This window comes from Herpetosiphon geysericola (genome assembly GCF_001306135.1).
Classification (GTDB): Bacteria; Chloroflexota; Chloroflexia; order Chloroflexales; family Herpetosiphonaceae; genus Herpetosiphon; species Herpetosiphon geysericola.
Window position 1 is genome coordinate 84,795 of record NZ_LGKP01000025.1, and the last position, 18,165, is coordinate 102,959.

The 18,165-nt window shown below is 50.0% G+C and carries 12 protein-coding genes; 7 read left to right on the top strand and 5 right to left on the bottom strand.

Features of this window, described 5'->3' with window-relative positions:
* Positions 1 to 8 precede the first annotated feature (8 nt).
* The gene (uvrA, locus tag SE18_RS15970; protein WP_054535469.1) at positions 9 to 3,044 is read right to left on the bottom strand and encodes an excinuclease ABC subunit UvrA; all 3,036 of its coding nucleotides are present in this window, start codon (positions 3,042 to 3,044) and stop codon (positions 9 to 11) included.
* A gap of 431 nt (positions 3,045 to 3,475) precedes the next feature.
* Here uvrA and SE18_RS15975 point away from each other — a divergent pair, with 431 nt between their 5' ends.
* Positions 3,476 to 5,962 (top strand): VWA domain-containing protein, encoded by a 2,487-nt coding sequence (locus SE18_RS15975; protein ID WP_054535470.1) that lies wholly within the window; start codon positions 3,476 to 3,478, stop codon positions 5,960 to 5,962.
* 62 nt (positions 5,963 to 6,024) lie between these two features.
* Entirely contained in the window at positions 6,025 to 7,032 is a 1,008-nt protein-coding gene (locus SE18_RS15980) for a hypothetical protein (protein WP_054535471.1), read from the top strand.
* Here the strand turns inward: SE18_RS15980 and SE18_RS15985 are convergent.
* Both SE18_RS15985 and SE18_RS15990 read right to left on the bottom strand, forming a co-directional pair.
* Complete coding sequence (locus SE18_RS15985) at positions 7,029 to 7,295, bottom strand: hypothetical protein (RefSeq protein WP_054535472.1); 267 nt, start codon at positions 7,293 to 7,295, stop codon at positions 7,029 to 7,031. The genes SE18_RS15980 and SE18_RS15985 overlap by 4 nt on opposite strands.
* Before the next feature lie 41 nt (positions 7,296 to 7,336).
* On the bottom strand, positions 7,337 to 8,173 hold the full coding sequence (locus SE18_RS15990) for a ComEC/Rec2 family competence protein (protein ID WP_054535473.1): 837 nt from the start codon (positions 8,171 to 8,173) through the stop codon (positions 7,337 to 7,339).
* A gap of 119 nt (positions 8,174 to 8,292) precedes the next feature.
* Here SE18_RS15990 and SE18_RS15995 point away from each other — a divergent pair, with 119 nt between their 5' ends.
* From SE18_RS15995 to SE18_RS16010, 4 genes are all read left to right on the top strand, one after another.
* Complete coding sequence (locus SE18_RS15995) at positions 8,293 to 12,021, top strand: CHAT domain-containing protein (RefSeq protein ID WP_054535474.1); 3,729 nt, start codon at positions 8,293 to 8,295, stop codon at positions 12,019 to 12,021.
* 11 nt (positions 12,022 to 12,032) lie between these two features.
* Positions 12,033 to 12,830, top strand: a complete 798-nt coding sequence (locus SE18_RS16000; protein ID WP_054535475.1) for a caspase family protein — start codon at positions 12,033 to 12,035, stop codon at positions 12,828 to 12,830.
* 108 nt (positions 12,831 to 12,938) lie between these two features.
* On the top strand, positions 12,939 to 14,057 hold the full coding sequence (locus tag SE18_RS16005; RefSeq protein ID WP_054535476.1) for an STAS domain-containing protein: 1,119 nt from the start codon (positions 12,939 to 12,941) through the stop codon (positions 14,055 to 14,057).
* A gap of 15 nt (positions 14,058 to 14,072) precedes the next feature.
* Positions 14,073 to 15,215, top strand: coding sequence for an STAS domain-containing protein (locus SE18_RS16010; RefSeq protein WP_054535477.1), 1,143 nt, complete (start codon positions 14,073 to 14,075; stop codon positions 15,213 to 15,215).
* On the opposite strand, the gene SE18_RS16015 is transcribed toward SE18_RS16010, so the two are convergent.
* Entirely contained in the window at positions 15,212 to 15,883 is a 672-nt protein-coding gene (locus SE18_RS16015) for a RecX family transcriptional regulator (protein WP_054535478.1), read from the bottom strand. The genes SE18_RS16010 and SE18_RS16015 overlap by 4 nt on opposite strands.
* Before the next feature lie 70 nt (positions 15,884 to 15,953).
* Positions 15,954 to 17,033: a recombinase RecA gene (gene recA, locus SE18_RS16020; RefSeq protein ID WP_054535479.1), complete on the bottom strand. Its 1,080-nt coding sequence runs from the start codon at positions 17,031 to 17,033 to the stop codon at positions 15,954 to 15,956.
* 324 nt (positions 17,034 to 17,357) lie between these two features.
* On the opposite strand from recA, the gene SE18_RS16025 reads away from it, so the two are divergent.
* Positions 17,358 to 18,140, top strand: a complete 783-nt coding sequence (locus SE18_RS16025; RefSeq protein WP_054535480.1) for a tyrosine-protein phosphatase — start codon at positions 17,358 to 17,360, stop codon at positions 18,138 to 18,140.
* Positions 18,141 to 18,165: the final 25 nt, after the last annotated feature.

Consider the following 18,165-nt stretch of genomic DNA (forward strand, 5'->3'; position numbering starts at 1 on the left):
AGTTAATTTTAGCCAACGTTCAGCAAATCGCGCAAGAAGACCGCAGTATGCGAGGTTGGGTGCTGGGCAACCTCTTCGGGCGTGCCTTGGGCAATAATATAGCCGCCGCCAGTGCCACCCTCAGGTCCAAGGTCGATGATCCAGTCGGCAGTTTTGATCACATCAAGACTATGTTCAATCACCAACACGGTGTTACCAGCATTGACCAAGCGCTGAATCACCCGCAAGAGATTTTGCACGTCGGCAAAGTGCAAGCCAGTGGTCGGCTCATCGAGAATATAGATCGTGCGGCCTGTGGCCACCCGCGCTAATTCTTTGGCCAATTTGACCCGTTGAGCCTCGCCACCAGAGAGCGTCGTCGCCGATTGACCAAGCTTGATGTAATCCAAGCCGACATCGTGCAAGGTTTGCAGCACCCGCTTGAGCTTGGGATGGTTCTCGAAGAACTCAAGCGCGGTATGCACATCCATATCTAGCACATCCGAGATCGTTTTGCCTTTGTAGCGCACTTGCAAGGTTTCGCGATTGTAGCGCTTGCCTTTACACTCGTCGCAGCGCACCCAAACATCGGCCAAGAAGTGCATTTCGATCTTTTGCTCGCCGTTGCCTTGGCAGGCTTCACAGCGCCCACCTTTGACATTGAACGAGAAACGACCTGGCTCATAGCCACGCAACTTGGCATCAGGGGTGTTCGAAAACACCTCACGAATTTGATCAAACAACTTAACATAGGTTGCTGGATTCGAGCGTGGTGTGCGGCCAATCGGCTGCTGATCGATGTCGATCACTTTATCAAGTTGCTCTAAACCCTCGAGCGTATCGTATTTGCCAACCCGCAGTTGAGCGCGATTGAGCAAATTGGCCAGCGCTGGATAGAGCGTTTCAGTGATGAGCGATGACTTGCCTGATCCAGAAACCCCAGTTACCGCAATCAACGTGCCCAACGGAATCGTGATGTCGAGGTTGTTGAGGTTATTGTGGGTCGCGCCGCGCAAGCTGATGTGGCCTTTGGCTGGGCGACGGGTTGGCGGCACTTCAATTTTCAAACGCCCAGACAAATAGCTGCCAGTCAACGAACCATTGCTGCTGATATATTCTGGCTTACCTTCGGCTACGACTTTACCACCATTGACCCCAGCCCCAGGCCCGAAGTCAACCAGCCAATCGGCGGCTTTCATGGTATCTTCGTCGTGCTCAACCACAATCACGGTGTTGCCTAGGTCACGCAGTTTGGTCAAGGTGTCGATCAACTTGCGATTATCACGTTGGTGCAAGCCAATCGATGGCTCGTCGAGAATATACATCACGCCCATCAAACCTGCGCCAATTTGTGAAGCCAAGCGAATGCGTTGGGCCTCGCCACCAGAGAGCGATGGCGCCGAGCGATCAAGGGTCAGATAGTGCAAGCCTACGTTGAGCAAAAAGCCCAAGCGCTCGCGAATTTCTTTGAGCACTTCGCCAGCAATTTCCAGCTGTCGACCATCAAGCTTGGTTGGGGTTGGCGCTGAAGCCAGCAATGGCAGCACCGTGGTATCGAGGCCATCGCGGCTGACCCAGTGAGCATCGCTGCCAGTTAGGCCACAAGCCCATGCATAGCCTTGAGCCACGGTTTTGGCACAAATTTGCTGAATATTTTCATCGCCAACCGTCACTGCCAAACTTTCTGGCCGTAACTTCGCGCCATGACAAGCATGACATGGCTGATCGCTCATCCATTGTTGATAATGCTCGCGCATATTTTCCACGCCAGTTTGCTGGAAGCGGCGCATAATCTCGGCCCCCAAGCCCTCCCAGCGGCGATAATATTCGCCCTTGGATTGACCTTCGCTCCAAACATGCTTAACTTTTTCGCTGCCTGAGCCTTGAGTCAAAACCTCGCGCACCCGTGGCGAGAGATCTTTCCACGGTGTATCAAGGTCAAATTTATAGTGAGCGGCGATTGCTTGCAGAGCGCGATAGCCCCAGCTGCCAACTTTTTTGCGCAACTCGCCCCAATAAGTCACCGCACCATCGTGCAATGATAAATTAGAATTTGGCACTAGCAGTTCTGGGTCAACTTCCAAGCGCGTGCCTAAACCAGCGCAGGAAGGGCAAGCACCTTGGGGCGCATTGAAGGAGAACATTTGCGGGTTGAGTTCAAGGAACGAAATGCCACAATCAACACAGGCATAATCTTCGCTCATCACAATATCGCCAGCGGCGTTCAAGCCAGTAATGCTAGTTTCTTCTTCTGGCAACAGTTCTTCTTCAACCTCGGCTACCGCTTTGGCCTTGGCTTTTTTGGTTTTTGATTTTTCAGTTTGTTGCGCAAACTCTGGTAGGGCAATGATGATCGTGCCATTGGCGGTACGCAGCGCGGTTTCAACGCTATCGTTGAGTCGCGAACTGAAGGTTTCATCATCTTCGGTGGGCACAACCAAGCGATCAACCACAATATCAATGGTATGTTTAACTTTTTTGTTGAGTTTAATGTCGTCTTGCAGATCGCGAATTTCGCCATCGACCCGTACCCGCGAAAACCCTTGAGCGCGAGCATCGTCGAAAATATCTTTGTATTCGCCTTTGCGAGCGGCAACCATCGGCGCTAAAATCATAAAGCGCGTACCTTTGGGCAACTCGTTGACCCGATTGACCATCTGTTCGGCAGTTTGTGAGCCGATTGGTTTGCCACAATTATGGCAATGCGGCACGCCAATCCGCGCAAACAATACCCGCAGATAATCATAAACTTCGGTGACTGTGCCCACGGTTGAGCGCGGGTTTTTCGAGGCAGATTTTTGTTCGATTGCGATTGCTGGCGATAGCCCGCCGATAAAATCGACCTTGGGCTTTTCGAGTTGGCCCAAAAACTGGCGCGCATACGATGAGAGCGATTCAACATAGCGGCGCTGGCCTTCAGCATACAACGTATCAAAGGCTAACGATGATTTGCCAGAACCAGAAACACCGGTCAACACAACCAATTGATCGCGTGGAAGTTCGATGTCGATGTTTTTAAGATTGTGCTCACGAGCGCCCTTGATGACAATTTTATCCTGCGCCATACACCCGCCTTTATCGTAAAATCTATGTGTTTAAGCACTTTTTTGGTGCTTGAACAGGAAAAAGCCCCTCGCGTTACTCCTGCGGCAGCGCTTGGGGAGCTGAATAATCGAACAGACGTGTTCATTATAACAGAGTTTGCCCGCCACGATCCGCGACTTTTGAATGAAATTCGTTAATGGTAAGGATGAAGTTTTAGTTGAATGCAATAAGGCTCTCTGCTGAAGGCTATGAGCTATGGAAATCCACAGTGAAGGGTCAAAAACCATATTTCGTGGTCTTCGCGTTCTTTGTGGTTAAATTTCATAATTCATCCCTCATAATTCATCCTTTCTGAAACAGTGCTTCATAATTCATCCCTCATAATTCATCCTTCTATTTATGGTATGCTTCAAACGATGATTTGTTGTGACAACCTCATGATGGCGCTTGCATGATATTTTTGGGCTTATTCCTGATTATAGTTTTGGTTGGCTGGTGGATTGCGCGGCGATCAACGCTCGATTGGCGCATAATTGGGCTGCGCTTGGCGATCCTCTGCTGTATTGTGCTAGCACTGGCCTTGCCCCGCAGTCAAGCCAATCAACAAGCTAGCCCATTAATTTTGCTTGTCGATCAATCGGCCAATTTGCCAAACGATGTGCGTGATGCCGCTTGGAACGAGGCCATTGCTTTTTACGAGCAACAAATTGAGCAACGCCCAGTGCGCTTGTTGGCCTTTGGGGCCGATGTGCAGGTGAGCCAAACCAACCAACGCCCAGCAATTGACCCAAATGGCAGCGATTTGGCTGGAGCATTGCAATTTGCTAGTGGTTTGTTGCCGCAAGGTGGCGATATTATTTTGCTTAGCGATGGAGCCAGCACAACAAGCAGCGGGCAGAATCAAGTTAGCAGTTTTGTCCAGCGCTCAATTCGTTTGCATAGCGTGCCAATGAGCTATCCAGAAACCGATATTCGAGTTGAATCGCTGATTGTGCCGCCTGCCTTGCGTGAAGGCGAACGATTTAGCGCCGATGTTGTGCTCTATTCGAGCGTTAGCGGCCAAGTGCGACTTGAATTAAGTAGCGATGGCGTTGGGCTGGCTGCTCGAACGATCGACATTAGCGAAGGTCGTAATCTGGTTTCGTTTCAATCAACTGCTGGCGCACGTGGCTTTCATCGTTTTCAAGCCAGCTTGCTTGCCACCAACGATCAACAACCAGCTAACAATCAACTTGCCGCATGGACAGTCGTTGGCCCGCCGCCACGGGTGCTGATTATTGAGCGTTCGCCAGATAGCTCGGCCAATTTGCGCGATGCCTTAGAAGATGCCAATTTGGTGACTGAAGCCTTACGGCCAGCGGCCTTGCCCACTAACTTAAGCCAACTGCGGGTGTATGATTCAATTGTGTTGCAAGATATTTCGGCCAATGATTTAAGCCTTGATCAGCAATTGTCGTTGCGCGAATTTGTGCGCAGCCTTGGCCATGGTGTGGTCGTGCTTGGCGGGACAAATAGCTACAACTTGGGCAGCTACGCGGGAACCCCGCTCGAAGAATTATTGCCAGTTTCGATGGAGCCGCCGCCACGCCGTGAGCGCCCAACCGTCACGTTGCTGCTAATTCTCGATCGCTCGGCCAGTATGCTCGGCGAGTATGGTAAAGATAAATTTAGCCTTGCCAAGGCCGCCGCGATTGCTGCCACCGATTCTTTGGGCGCCGATGATACGATTGGCGTGTTGGCCTTTGACGATACCAATGATTGGACAGTCAATTTCACCAAGGTTGGCCAAGGCTTGCAGCTCAGCGAAATTCAAAATAGCATTGCTGGCTTGAGTGCTGGTGGTGGCACCAATATTTATGCAGCCCTAGATGTTGGTTTAGGCGGTTTAGCCCAGCAAACTGGCAAAGTTCGTCATGCTGTGCTGTTGACCGACGGTCGTTCTGGCGGCGAAAGCTCGTATGAATCGTTAATTGCGCCATTGCGCGCGCAAGGCATCACGCTTTCGACGATTGCGATTGGTGGCGATGCAGATACCGTTTTGCTCGAATCATTGGCTAAGCTTGGCGCTGGGCGGTATCACTTTGCCTCAAGGCCCGATGATATTCCACGCTTAACCTTGCAAGAAGCAGAAATTGCCCGCGAAAATCCCTTGACTGAAGGTCAGTTTCAGCCAAATCTGGTTACGCCGCACCCAGCAATTCGCGGCCTTAACCTTGGCGAAATTCCACCATTTGGCGGCTATGTGGCGGTTACGCCGAAACCAGAGGCTGAGCAATTGCTCACCACCAGCGAGGGCGATATTCTGCTCGCAACGTGGCAATATGGGCTTGGGCGAGCGAGCGCCTTTACCTCCGATGGCGGCGAACGCTGGACTTCACCATGGCGGCTGTGGCCAAATTGGGGCAATACGATGGCCCAAATTATTGCTGCTACCTACCCCAATCCCGCCCGTGGCGATTTGCGCATCAGCAGCGAGCTACAACAAAACCAAGCAATTATTAGCCTCGATGCTCAAGCAGAAACTGGCGAACTCTACGATTTAGCCGATGTGGGCTTACGCGTGTTGGCTCCCGATGGCAGCGAACAAGTTTTGCGTGCTCCGCAGATTGCTCCAGGCCGCTATCAAGCTGTGGCCGAGGTTCCTCAAACGGGGGCATACCATATTTTGGCGGCCTTAGAGCAAAGCCAAAATCGGCTTGAAAGCCAAGCAGGCGTGATTCAGCCCTACAATCGCGAATGGGCGGTTTCGGCCAATCCAGCATTGTTGCAACAATTGACGAGCCTTGGTCGCGGTCAGCTTGGCACGTTGCAGCAAATTGCCCCAAGTATTCAAGTAGCCAGCCAAGCAAGCAGCATTCAATGGTGGCCGTGGCTCATCGTGTTGGCTTTAGGCTTGTGGTTGGTTGAAATTGCAATCCGGCGCGGTGTGATTCGTTAATTATTTAAACCGTGGTACTCTTGGACAAGCTTTTGGCTTGATTGAATATCCAAGGAGTGACCATGGCGCAGCCCATCGCTACTGCTCGCCCGCGCAACCATAGCATCGATGTGATGAAGGGCTTGCTCGTTTGGGGCATGATTCTGGCCCATGTGATTAAATTTAGTGCTGATCGCCAATGGAAACAAGTTCAATTAGGCGAATTTATTGGCGATGCTAGCTCGTTTGCTGGCTTTGTCTTTTGTTTTGGCTACGCTGCACGCTTTGCCTACCTCAACGATCAACCACGGTATCGCCAAATGATCAGCACGATTATTAAGTTAGTCGTTGCCTATTATGTTTCTGGTTTGATGTCGATGTTGTTGATTGAAAACCAACCGCTTACTTGGCCCCGCCTCGTTGATCTGATTACATTTCAAAAATTGCCAATGTATTGCGAGTTTTTGATTAGCTTTGCGATTTTGCTTAGCGTGGCAATGCTGGCGCGCACGCCATTACGTTGGCTGCTTCAACGCCCATGGCTGATGTTGGGCTTGATTGGGCTTTTAGTTGGTACAACGTTTTTTCCCTATGCCAAGGTCACTTCGGTGCCATTAAGTTTATTGGTTGGCACAAATCCACCGCTAGCTTATCCTTTTCCAGCCTTGCAATATAGCCCAATTTTCTTCTTAGGCATGCTCTTCGCTCAGCAACAATGGCGTGGCTCATGGCCAACGTGGCTCTTAGGCGGGCTTGGCTTTGCTTGGCTGGTGTGGCGTTCGCTTGAGCAACAACCGTTTACGCGCTTTCCGCCAAGTTGGCATTGGATTGTTGGCGGGTTGGCGGCGGCCTTGCTCTGGTTTAGCCTTGCTAGTTTGCTAGCGCGTAGCTCATGGTTTGTGCGTTTTTTGCAACCAATTGGGGCCAATACCTTAGTCTATTTACTGCTCAGCAATTTAATTATTTTCAAATCGATTCCCTTTGCTGAACCGTTGGGCTTGGTCTATTCAATTGCCTACACCGCAATTATTATTGGCGTGATTTGGTTTGTACTGAGCATAAGTCGGCCAACGCCCTCAGCTCAACGCTAGAGCGGCAGAATCTCATCATCACGAATTTGGGTCAAAATTCCGTTGATATAAGTGGGATCAAGCCCAAAGCGATGGCCGCAGAGAATGCCAAGCCCTTTGCTGCCGCGCCGATACTCGCAGCCTAAACATTGCTCGAATTTGGCGGGAGCATCATACAAACTACATTGATCGCTTTGGGTGCTACCAAAACGAATCAACTTGGGTGGGCTTGCTGGCTCATCCTGCTGATCGTTGAATAATGCACGGGCAACTTTTTTGCGCATACTGCCTCCTTGGGTGTGGCGATGGGACTTATTTTAGCATGTTAAGGTTGGGCATGGGTTTGCAACCACATCCGTTGGCCATCGCTGCGAATGTGAACTGAGCCATCGAGTTTTTCATGCAGCAAGCGCCGCTCTTGGCTGCCACGAGCAAAATAGCTGCGAGGATCTTGTTGTTCTGGCTGGCCTTGGCTATAAATCAGGGCTTGCGCGCCACAGCTATTGGCCAGCGAACGATCATCACCCCGCGACCATGGCCAGATCAATAATTGACATTGAAGCTGGGCGACAGGCAATTGCTTGGCAACCCGATCACTTGGATTGAGGCCAATGAGACTGTGCCATGAGCCAAAACTGAGTTTGATAATTGCCTGCGATTGGGCTTGGGGCGCAGCCAAAACTGTTACCTGCACATGGTCGATCGTTAATGTTTGGCCCGATTCGATAAAGATCACACGACTCCGTTGTTGCTTCAAGGCTTGGGCCAGCTCAGCAGCCACAGGATCGTGCTCAAACGCTGGGGCCAGCAAGATGCCAATTTGATAACTGCGCGCTAGGGCCAAAGCACCACTTAATTGCTCTGGCTCGCTGCTGGTCAAAACTAAAAGATCGATCTGGCGTTGCCAAAAAGGCAAGCGTTCGCCCATAAGCGCCATAATTACAACAGGATCGGTGCTACCATCGATCACAATTTGCTTGGCGTTGGGCGTTTGAACCAACACGCTATTGCCTGCAATGGCGGGCACAAACAGGTGCAAATTGCCATCGCCACGATAGAGCCATGCTTGCCAAGCCACGACGATGCCACTAAGGCCAATGATTCGCGCCAACCAGTGCTGCCAGCTTGCCAATTGCTGCCAACGTTGCCACAACTGTTTCATAGATTGCTCCTTGGAACATTGAACAGCTAGAGCCACAAAAATCCAAAAATTGGCATGGTTGCTCGTATTTTGCGTAGCAATTTGCTAAAATGCTGCCAACATCGCGCTTGGAGGCTGGGATGACGACAGTCTGGTTGAACGAATGGCTGGCAAAACAACGCTTAACCGCCCAATACCAACAAGGCGAAGCTCTGTATCAAGCGTTGCAACTGGTGGTATTCGATTGGATTCCGGCGGTATTTGCTGGGCTGCAGCAGCAAGCTGAGGTCAATTGTTGGCCTGATCAAGGGTTTAACCAACACATTAATGTCAGCGCCAAACAGCTCGCGTTGTGGCATGGCAATGTTCAGCTGTATTGCGAATTGAATCAGCAGCAAACCAACCTGCCCCTTCAATTGCCCAGCCTTTGGCAAGCCAACCACCCAATCCTCAGCGCCAAACAAATCCAAGCAATTCGCTCGTTTTGTAGCAGCGTTAGCAACGATTCGCGCTCTGCAAGCTGGACGATTTGCGTGGCTGATGAGGCCGAATTGTATAGTTGCGAGCTGCATGCGCACGCGCTTTTTGGTGCTATCGCAGCGCTCTGGCAGCCGATTATCCAAGCCTTAGCAAGCAATAACGAGCTTGAAGCGGCTATTAGCTTAATCTTGCTGCAACGCCAATTAGCCGATTACGCTGGGATAATTGAAACCTTCAATCGGGCGCGGGCAGCCCATCCTCAAGCTGGTCACGAGCTTGTGCCATGGCTCGACAATCAATTAAAACCAGCATTAATTGATGATTTACGTGCAATGCTTGAAGCTGTTTTGCTAGCCTACCAACTGCAAAACACTCCTGATCGTGCCTTACTCCAAGCGCTGCAACAGGCAATTATGGCTCTAACTCCTGCCGAATTTGAGCCTGATGATAGCGACATAGCGCCCAGCCCGCAGCGCGGCCTGCCCTTGCCAGCAGTCAATTTGCCAATGCCGAATATCTTGCGCTTTGCTACCTCCCCAACTCAGACCCTGAATGAACTTAAACTGGTTTGGCAAGCCTTGTTGGCAGGCCTTGTGGTTGATGCCGAGGTTGGTAAGCGCCAGCAAGCGGTGCTGCAATATTGGCTGGCCTGGACAGAACAGCAATTATTTCTGCCAACTCAAGCCCAACAGCTCTTGAGCCAAATTCCCGATTGCCCTGCCCCGTTGGGCTTGTTGCTTGAAGCGTTGCGCGGCGAATTAGCCTTTGGGCTGGGCCAGCCAGAATTTGCCCAACACTGCTTTAGTTCAAGCATTGCCGCTAGCCAAGCCTTGCTCGACAAGCAATTCTTTGCCAGCCATATGAGCCAAAATCGGGCTTTTGTTGGTTTGTTGGCGCAATGGCAAGGTAATAGTTTGATGATGCTTGGCGATTATGCTGCTGCCGAGCGTTGCTATGCGAGCATTGCCAATCTTTTGGCAGCCGACGACCACGAAGGCCAATGTTTGGCGGCAATCAATCGCGGCAATATTGCTTTTGTGCGTAATAATTTGCTCGATCATCGCGGCTACATCAGCTACGATAAAACTGAGCAAGTGCTGTTGCGCGGCGATCAACCGCCAGAAGCATGGTTGGGGCTGAAATATAGCAAGCATCGCCACGCCTTGGCCCAAGCAGAACAAGCCTATGCAGAAGCCTTGGCCTTGGCTGAGCAAGCACCAAATTTGGCTTCCTATCGCAGTTTGATTCTTGCCAATCAGGCTAATATCGCGTGGTTGCAAGCCAATTTAGTGCGTGAGGCTGGCTGGTTCTCGCCAGATTTAGCGGGAAGTTTGCACGATTTGGGCACAGCAGATCAGCTTTATCAACAAGCTCTGCAATTATTTCAAAAGGCGCTGGCGACGCTCAACCAAACAACTGCTGATCGGATGTTGCAAGCAGTATTATTTGCGAACATTAGCGAGGTGCAATTGTTGCTGGGCCAGCCCGCCGTTGCCTTGAGCACAGCCCAAAACTGCTTGCAAGCGCTCGGCCTTAGCGAGCTTAAGCCGCAAGCAGCGCTCAAACAAGCCCAAATGCGCGGGATCTTGATTCCTGAGGCTGGTTGGCGAGTTTGGTTGACGCTTGCCCGTGCTCACGAAGCGCTCAAAGACCTGCCCAAAGCCCAGCAAGCCTATGCCAATGCTTGCGAATTGGTGCAACTGCTGCGCGACAATGTGCAGCAAAGCGATTGGCAAATGGCAGCATTGCAAGATAAATTTCAGGTCTTCGAATGTGCTATGCATTTTCACTTCAAGCATTCAACCGACCGCAGCCTATTGCTGCACTTGAGCGAAAGCTTGCGCGCCCATGGTTTTGAACAATTGCTTGAGGCAAACCAGATTGAGCGTGAGCGTGAACTTAGCTCCGAGTTGAAACAACAACGAGCTGCCCTCGCCGCAGCGATTGCCGCCCGTAGCATGGCAATTCGCTTAGCGCTGCAACAGCCAGCCAACGCTGATCTTGTGGCATTATTGGCCGACCAACAAGCTGCTTTTGGCGCTTGGCAAGCCTTGCAAAGCAGCATTGCTCAAGCCTTGCATAACCAAGATAAATCACTTAATCCCCAATTGGTAACTTGGTCAAGTTTGCAATTCGCCTTGGCCCAACGCCCAAACACGGTCATTCTGAGCTTTACGATTGGCAGCGAATGGAGCTATCTGTTGTATGCAGATAGTCAGCAATTGCAGGCGTTTGAGCTAGCCTGCCGCGCCAAAATTGAATATGCTGTAGCCCGATTAATCTGGTATGTGCAGCGTGGCGCGGCTCGTTGGCCGGAGTTTGTGCGCGCCAATCGTGAGGTGGTTCAATTGTTGTTTGCGCCACTGTGGGCAGCGGGGTTGAAGGAGCAATTGCGGGGCAAGCAGTTAATTATCATTCCCGATGGGATTTTATATTACTTGCCCTTTGATCTGCTGTTTTTCGACGATCCACTTGATGCCAATCAGCAACCACTTGAGCCTGCGACCTATCGCCAAACTGCGCCTGATCAGGCCACGCCAGAGCAAATTTGCCACGATTTGCTGCCATTTTATTGGCTGAATCATGCCAGCATCTCCAGCGCTCAATCGATCAGCCTTTGGCTACAACTTCAGCAACAAACAACGCAGCAGGCGGAACATGTAGCCTTGGGAATTTACAACATCAACTATCAAACCAACGTGCCAAGCGTCTATCCTGGCCATGTGTATGCCCAAGAATTGATGCTGAGTTATAGCGATTTGAGCCAAACCAGCGTACTAAGCAATGTTTTGGCAGAATTAGCGCAGCATGGCCCCATCATGTACCTTACTGCGTGGCAAGCAGATCACACTCCAGCACAGGCCGAATTTCAATCAAACGAAGCTAATTTCAAACGTATTTTAAATGAGCAGGCCATCCGCTACATTATTTTTGCTGGCCATGGCGTCTTCAACGATAAATATCCGCAATTTTCGGGCTTGGTCTTTAATTTGGCTGCCCCTGATGGCAGCAGCGATCACAGCGGCCAAGACGGCTTTTTGGCGATTCATGATCTGTTTGAGTTAGAGTTGCCACAGACCGAATTGATTTTTTTGGCGGCATGCCAAGCTGGCTTGGGCTTAATTTCGCGTGGCGAGGGCATCAATAGCCTAACTCGGGCGCTAATGTATCGTGGCAGTCCCACGATTATCGCGAGCTTGTGGTCAGTCGATGTTTTGGCAACGATGGATTTGGTTACAGCCTATTTTGGCTTGCTCAGCCAGCAACCAAACGCTGATAAAGCCGCAATTTTGACTAAGGCTAAGCAACAAGTGATTGCCCAACCGAAGAAGCCGCATTTGGCCCATCCATTTTATTGGGCAGCTTTTATTCCAATTGGAAAACGTTGAAGGAGCAAATTATGCCAAAGCGTTTGCTAGTGGTGGCGGTTGGGATCAGTGTCTATGCCAATCCGGCGATTCCACCCTTGCCAACCTGTCGTGATGATGCCCAAGCGTTTTTGAATGCGCTGCGTCCCTTGAGCAATCAGCCGCTGCTTGAGCGAGTGCTGTTTGATCAGCAGGCAACCAAAGTCCAGCTTCAGACTGCGTTGGAATGGTTAGCAGCAACAGTAACAGCTGATGATCTGGCGATTTTTTATTATTCAGGCCATGGTGCGAGCTTCGACGACGATAGTGGTGATGAGCATGATGGCAAAGAAGAATTTTTGTGCCCCTATGAATGTGGCTTGGAGCAAGGCCGAAGCAGCTTCGTGCGCGATGATGAGTTGCGGGCATGGCTCACGCCAATTCGCGAAAAAGCCCCCTTGCTGGTGGTGCTTGATGCTTGTCATAGCGGCTCGGCGGCAATGGCTCCTGCTGGCTTGATCGCCAAAGAGTTGCCAAATGGCTTGGTGAAGCAGATTATTGGCGCGGCTGCGCTTCCGGTTCGCACTGCTCACGATCCAATTCCCAGCAATCAAATGCTTTTGGCTGGCTGTCATGATAGCGAGCAATCCTACATTTTGCCTGGCGAAGCCAATTCGTTGTTCACTGCCAAATTGGTCGAACAGCTTGCTGCTGGCCAAAGCGATGATGTTCAAACTATGTTTGAAGCTACCTATCGGGCGGTGCTTGATGCCTGCGATCTAGCTGGAATTCAGCAAAGCCCCAAGCTGACGAATGGCATGAATTCCTCACTACTGTTGCGAGTTGATTAACCAGAATATCCCCTCAACGGGGTAGGTTAAAACAGGACGATCAACAAGGCAAATAGTTGACATTGGGGGGATAATAAAGCGAATCTAGATAGCTAAGGAATCCCCCTTATGGTTATGCGATTGCGGGCATGGCTTGAGCGCTTGCCACAACAGCATGTGGTCGAACGTCGCCAAGCGCTGTTGCTTCAACATATGGTGCTGACGCTCATCCTCGTTTCAGCGATTGGGGTTGTGACTGCACCGCTGACCAGTGGCTCCACAAACCAATTGCTGTTAGCAGTTGTTTGTTATAGCGTGTTAGGCTTGAGTTCATTGTTGGTACTTTGGCGCATTCGTTGCGATGCCTTGCAACAAGCTATTTTGATTTTATTAAGCAATTTCCTCATTCAATTATTGATTTCGTTTTGGGCAATTGGGGTCTATACCCAAGCGGTGGGCTTTACGCTGGTTTCATTTTCGATGCCGATCGTTTTAGCTGGCCTGTTGAGTACTCGGCGGGTGGTTTTTGCCATGACTGGCCTCGTGCTGGCGATTTTTGGCCTGATTGGCTGGGCAGAATCACAGGGCTGGGCTGGCAAATTGCTGTTGCCAATCAATCTGCAAGCAATTATTGGGACATTTACCTTGCTCACGATTTTGCAATCAGTGATTGTTGATCGCTTTGGCAGCAACCTCCGCACGACCTTGCACGAAGCCTTAGATCGCGAAGCCAGCCTCAGTCAATTGCGCGATTCGCTTGAAACAACGGTCAACGAGCGCACCACCAGCCTGCGCCTAGCTTTGAGCGAGCTTGAACAGCGCGAACTCGCTTTACAGCATACCCTCGATACACTTCAGCATAGCAAACAGATTTTTACCCAACTTAGTGCACCAGCCTTGCCAATCTTGCCACGCATTTTGGTTATACCCTTAGTTGGCGAGGTTTCTGGCGAACGGGCTGAGGCCTTTGCCGAGAACATTTTTAATGCAATTGAAGCCAACAAAGCCCACACGATTATTCTTGATGTTACGGGCGTGACAACGATTGATACCTTTATAGGCAAAGCGCTGTTGCATATTGCTAGCACTGTGCGCTTTCTTGAGGTGCGGACAATTTTGGTTGGTTTGCGGCCTGAGGTGGCCGAAACCCTGATTGCATTGCACATTAAATTCCCATCAATTCAGACCTTCGCCAACCTCGAACAAGCAGTTTTATCGTTAATTAATCAACGACTTGTATTGAATTAGCAGAGGGGATGGCTTATGCTCAAGCGTTGGCGTGTATGGCTTGATCAATTACCGCAACAGAACCTGATAGAACGTCGTCAAGCCCGCGCGTTCCAAGCGATTGTGCTTGGCTTGTTTGTGATTGCGGTCTTTGGTGTGATCAGTTCAGCGCTTATTTTCGTTATTTTTCCTGCAACCGCTGATACTTTCAAGCAACTGTTAATGGCGATGGGTGCCTATTCAATTATGGGCATTGGCTCGGCGATTGCCCTGCACCAAGTGCGCCATGATGCGTTGCAACGGGCAGCAATTATTGTGAGTGGCAGCATTCAATTAATGTTGTTGCTTGGCTATGCAGTGGTTGGGATTTTACGTGAAAATAGCACCTATGGCTTTGTTTTCTTTACAATTCCGTTAATTATCAGTGCCTTATTGAATAATCGTAGAGTTTTGATTATTAATGCAGCAATTTCAATTGTAATTGTTATGTTAGTTGGCATACTTGAATATACTGATATATTAAAACCAATTGATATGCTGGAAAGTTTCTGGGTTGTTTTTGTAACGATTATTATTGGAATTAGCAGTCAAGCCTTATTAGTTGAGCGTTTTGGTAGCAGCTTGCATATGGAGATTTATACATTATTGCAACGCGAGGATGAAGCGCAACAACTGCATAATTTATTAGAACAAAAGGTTGCCAAGCGCAATCAGAGCTTACAAACAGCCCTCGATGAGCTTGCTCAACGTGAACATGGATTGCAACAAGCCCTCGAAGAATTACAAATTAGCCAAACAATTGTCGCTCAACTCAATATTCCGGTTATTCCCGTGCTACCACGAGTATTAATTGCTCCATTAATTGGCGAAATGGCTGCTGATCATGCCCAAAGCTTAAAAAACGATATTTTTGCTGCGATTGAGCGTGTGCATGCCCATACCATTATTTTGGATATTACTGGAGTTTCATTAATTGATCAGGTTGTTGCTGAAACAATTATCCAAATTGCTCAAGCTTCGCGTTTGCTAGGTACACAAACCATTTTGGTTGGTTTGCGCCCAGAAGTCGCAACTGCATTGGTCAACTTGAATCTGCAAGTCAACATGGTTAAGAATTATCTGACCCTCGAAAAAGCCATGCAACCGCTGCTCCAACCGCATATTCGGCGCGCAGCTTAATCAAATTCATCTGGTTCAGCATTGGTTTGAAGCTCTTGCCACAGCTGGTCTAGCACTGGCTTGATTGTATCGAAGCCAAAGCCACGGCGTTGCAACATGCCTGCCATTTTGCGGCTAAACGCCATTTTGCTTGGTTCGTTGGCATAGCGGCGTAATGCAGCGCGGGCGACGCTAAACGCTCGTTCTTGCTCTTCATCTTGGTCGGTTAGCTCGTTCAGCACTTCGCTAATTAAATCGCGCTTGACGCCTTTTTGGCTTAGCTCAGCTTGAATTGCCCGCGCGCCGCGAGGCCGATGTTGTTGGCGATTTTCAACCCAAAAACGTGCAAATGCCTCATCATTGACGAGGCCAATTTGGGCCAGTTTTTCAATTGCCAGCTCAATATGTTCATCGGGAAACTCGCGTTTACGCAAGCGAGTACGAATTTCTTGGCTTGAGCGTGGGCGTGCCGCAAGAAACACCAAGGCTGCATTATAGGCTTTATCGACCTCTTCTGCTTGGGCAATTGCTTGCCAATCGCTCTCGCTCAGCACTTTGCCTTTGTATAGCCCTTGTTGTTCGAGCGTGCGCAGGCTAATGCCCAAGGCAAAAACCGAATCAATATAGAGATTAATCCGTTCGCGATCGTGCTGTTGCAGTTCTAGTTGGGTAATTGTTCCGGTTGGCATGGCAATTCCTCAAATAAAAAGGCGTAGCAAACCAATGCTACGCCCCCTTAGTATTAATTGGCTAAGCCGATTATTCGTCGTCGAAAATGCCATCGCCATCGTCGGCTGGGGCAGCACCGCCATTGGCAGCAGCAGCACCGACAATTACTTTCGCGGTTGGCGCGCCTGGAGAGGCGGCCCGAATCATCTTTTCAACTTCATCGGCTAAGGCTGGATTATCTTTGAGAAACTGTTTGGCATTTTCGCGGCCTTGGCCCAAGCGATCGTCGCCAAGGTAGAACCAAGCCCCGCTTTTGCGCAGAATTTCCATAGTTACGCCAACGTCGACAATATTGCCTTCGCGCGAGATGCCTTCGTTGTACATAATATCGAATTCAGCTTGGCGGAATGGTGGAGCAACTTTATTTTTGACCACTTTGACCCGCGCGCGCGCGCCAATCACATCCTGGCCTTGCTTGATGCTCTCAATTTTACGAATATCTAAACGCACTGAGGCATAGAATTTCAAGGCATTCCCGCCAGTTGTCGTTTCGGGATTGCCAAACATCACCCCAATTTTCATCCGCAATTGGTTGATAAAGATCAAGGCTGTGCGTGATTTGGCAACTGCGCCAGAGAGCTTACGCAACGCTTGCGACATCAAACGGGCTTGCAAACCAACGTGTGAATCGCCCATATCGCCTTCAATTTCGGCGCGTGGCACGAGCGCTGCTACTGAGTCAACCACAATCACGTCGATCGCGCCTGAGCGCACCAAGGTTTCACAAATTTCGAGTGCTTGTTCGCCAGTGTCAGGTTGTGAGACCAACAGATCTTCAACATTGACACCACAATTGGCTGCATAAACGGGGTCAAAGGCGTGTTCTGCATCGATAAAGGCTGCAACGCCACCCATTTTTTGGGTTTCGGCAACAATATGTTGGGTCAGGGTTGTTTTACCTGAGCTTTCTGGGCCATAAATTTCAATCACCCGACCCCGTGGAATCCCGCCAACCCCAAGTGCTAAGTCGAGGGCGATCGACCCAGTTGGAATGGCTTCGATCGACAAGCGTTGATCGCTCATGCGCATAATTGCGCCTTTACCAAATTGACGGTCGATCTGACTGAGGGCGGCGGCGAGGGCCTTTTCTTTTTCGGGTGAAATTGCCATTACTCTGACTCCTTGTAGATACTCTTGCTTACGAAAAAGTGCGGCAGACTTCGCGTCGCCACTGCAAGGCAGTATAGCACACTTGTTCGTCATGTACAAGGCTTTTTTTCCTGGCTTGGCTAGTACTTTGTGTTAATCTGGGCGTAGGAAGCACGCATAATCCGTTGACTTTTAGGTCTATGGCGGTATAATCCATCACCTATAGAGATTAGTTAAATTTGTTAATTACTACTCCGTATCGTCCCCCCTAATTCACTCGTATGGGGCGATGGCATAGTGGTATACTTGCTTGGTCTAGTTTGAAACTAAAACAAGGCGCACTCTATGTACGATTTACACTGTCATATTCTGCCTGGAATTGATGATGGCCCTACCGATTGGAGTGGTTCGTTAGCAATTGCCCGCGCCTTAGTTGCCGAAGGTGTGACATGTGTGGCTGCTACGCCACACGGCCCTGGCTCGACCCAATCGCGGCTCTATTTGCCTTCGCGCTTACGCGATTTGGTGGTGCAGTTGCGCGAATATTTGCAACGCGCAAAATTAGGCTTGCAAGTTGTTTTAGGCACGGAAATTGTGGTTGCTAGCGATTTGAGCGAGCGTTTGCGCCAAGGCGATTTATTGGGCTATGGCACCAGTCGCGCTGTTTTGTTGGAAACGCCAGCCCATATTGTGATTGAACATTTGCAGCGCTCAATTTTTGATTTACAACTGGCAGGCCATCGGGTGATTTTAGCCCACCCTGAGCGCACCCGTGTCTTCCAAGATAATCCTAATCTCTTGATTCCATTAATTGAGCGTGGTGTTGTGGTGCAAATTACCGCTGCCAGCTTGGTTGGTTGGCATGGCCAACGCTTGCAAGATATTACAACCCAAATGGTTTATCATAATTTGGCCCAAATTATTGCCAGCGATGCCCATGCTCCAACTGGTGCACGCGCTCCCGCAATGCACGAGGCATTTACCGTTGCCAGCAAGTTAATTGGCGAGCAACGTGCCCGCCGCATGGTCGAAGAATTACCGCATTTGTTGCTTTCTGATGCGCAAATTCCCCAAGCTGAGCCATATTTTATTCAGCCGCAAAAGCAAAGTTGGTGGCGCCGACGTTAACTTAATCGCTAAACGGTTCTTGCTG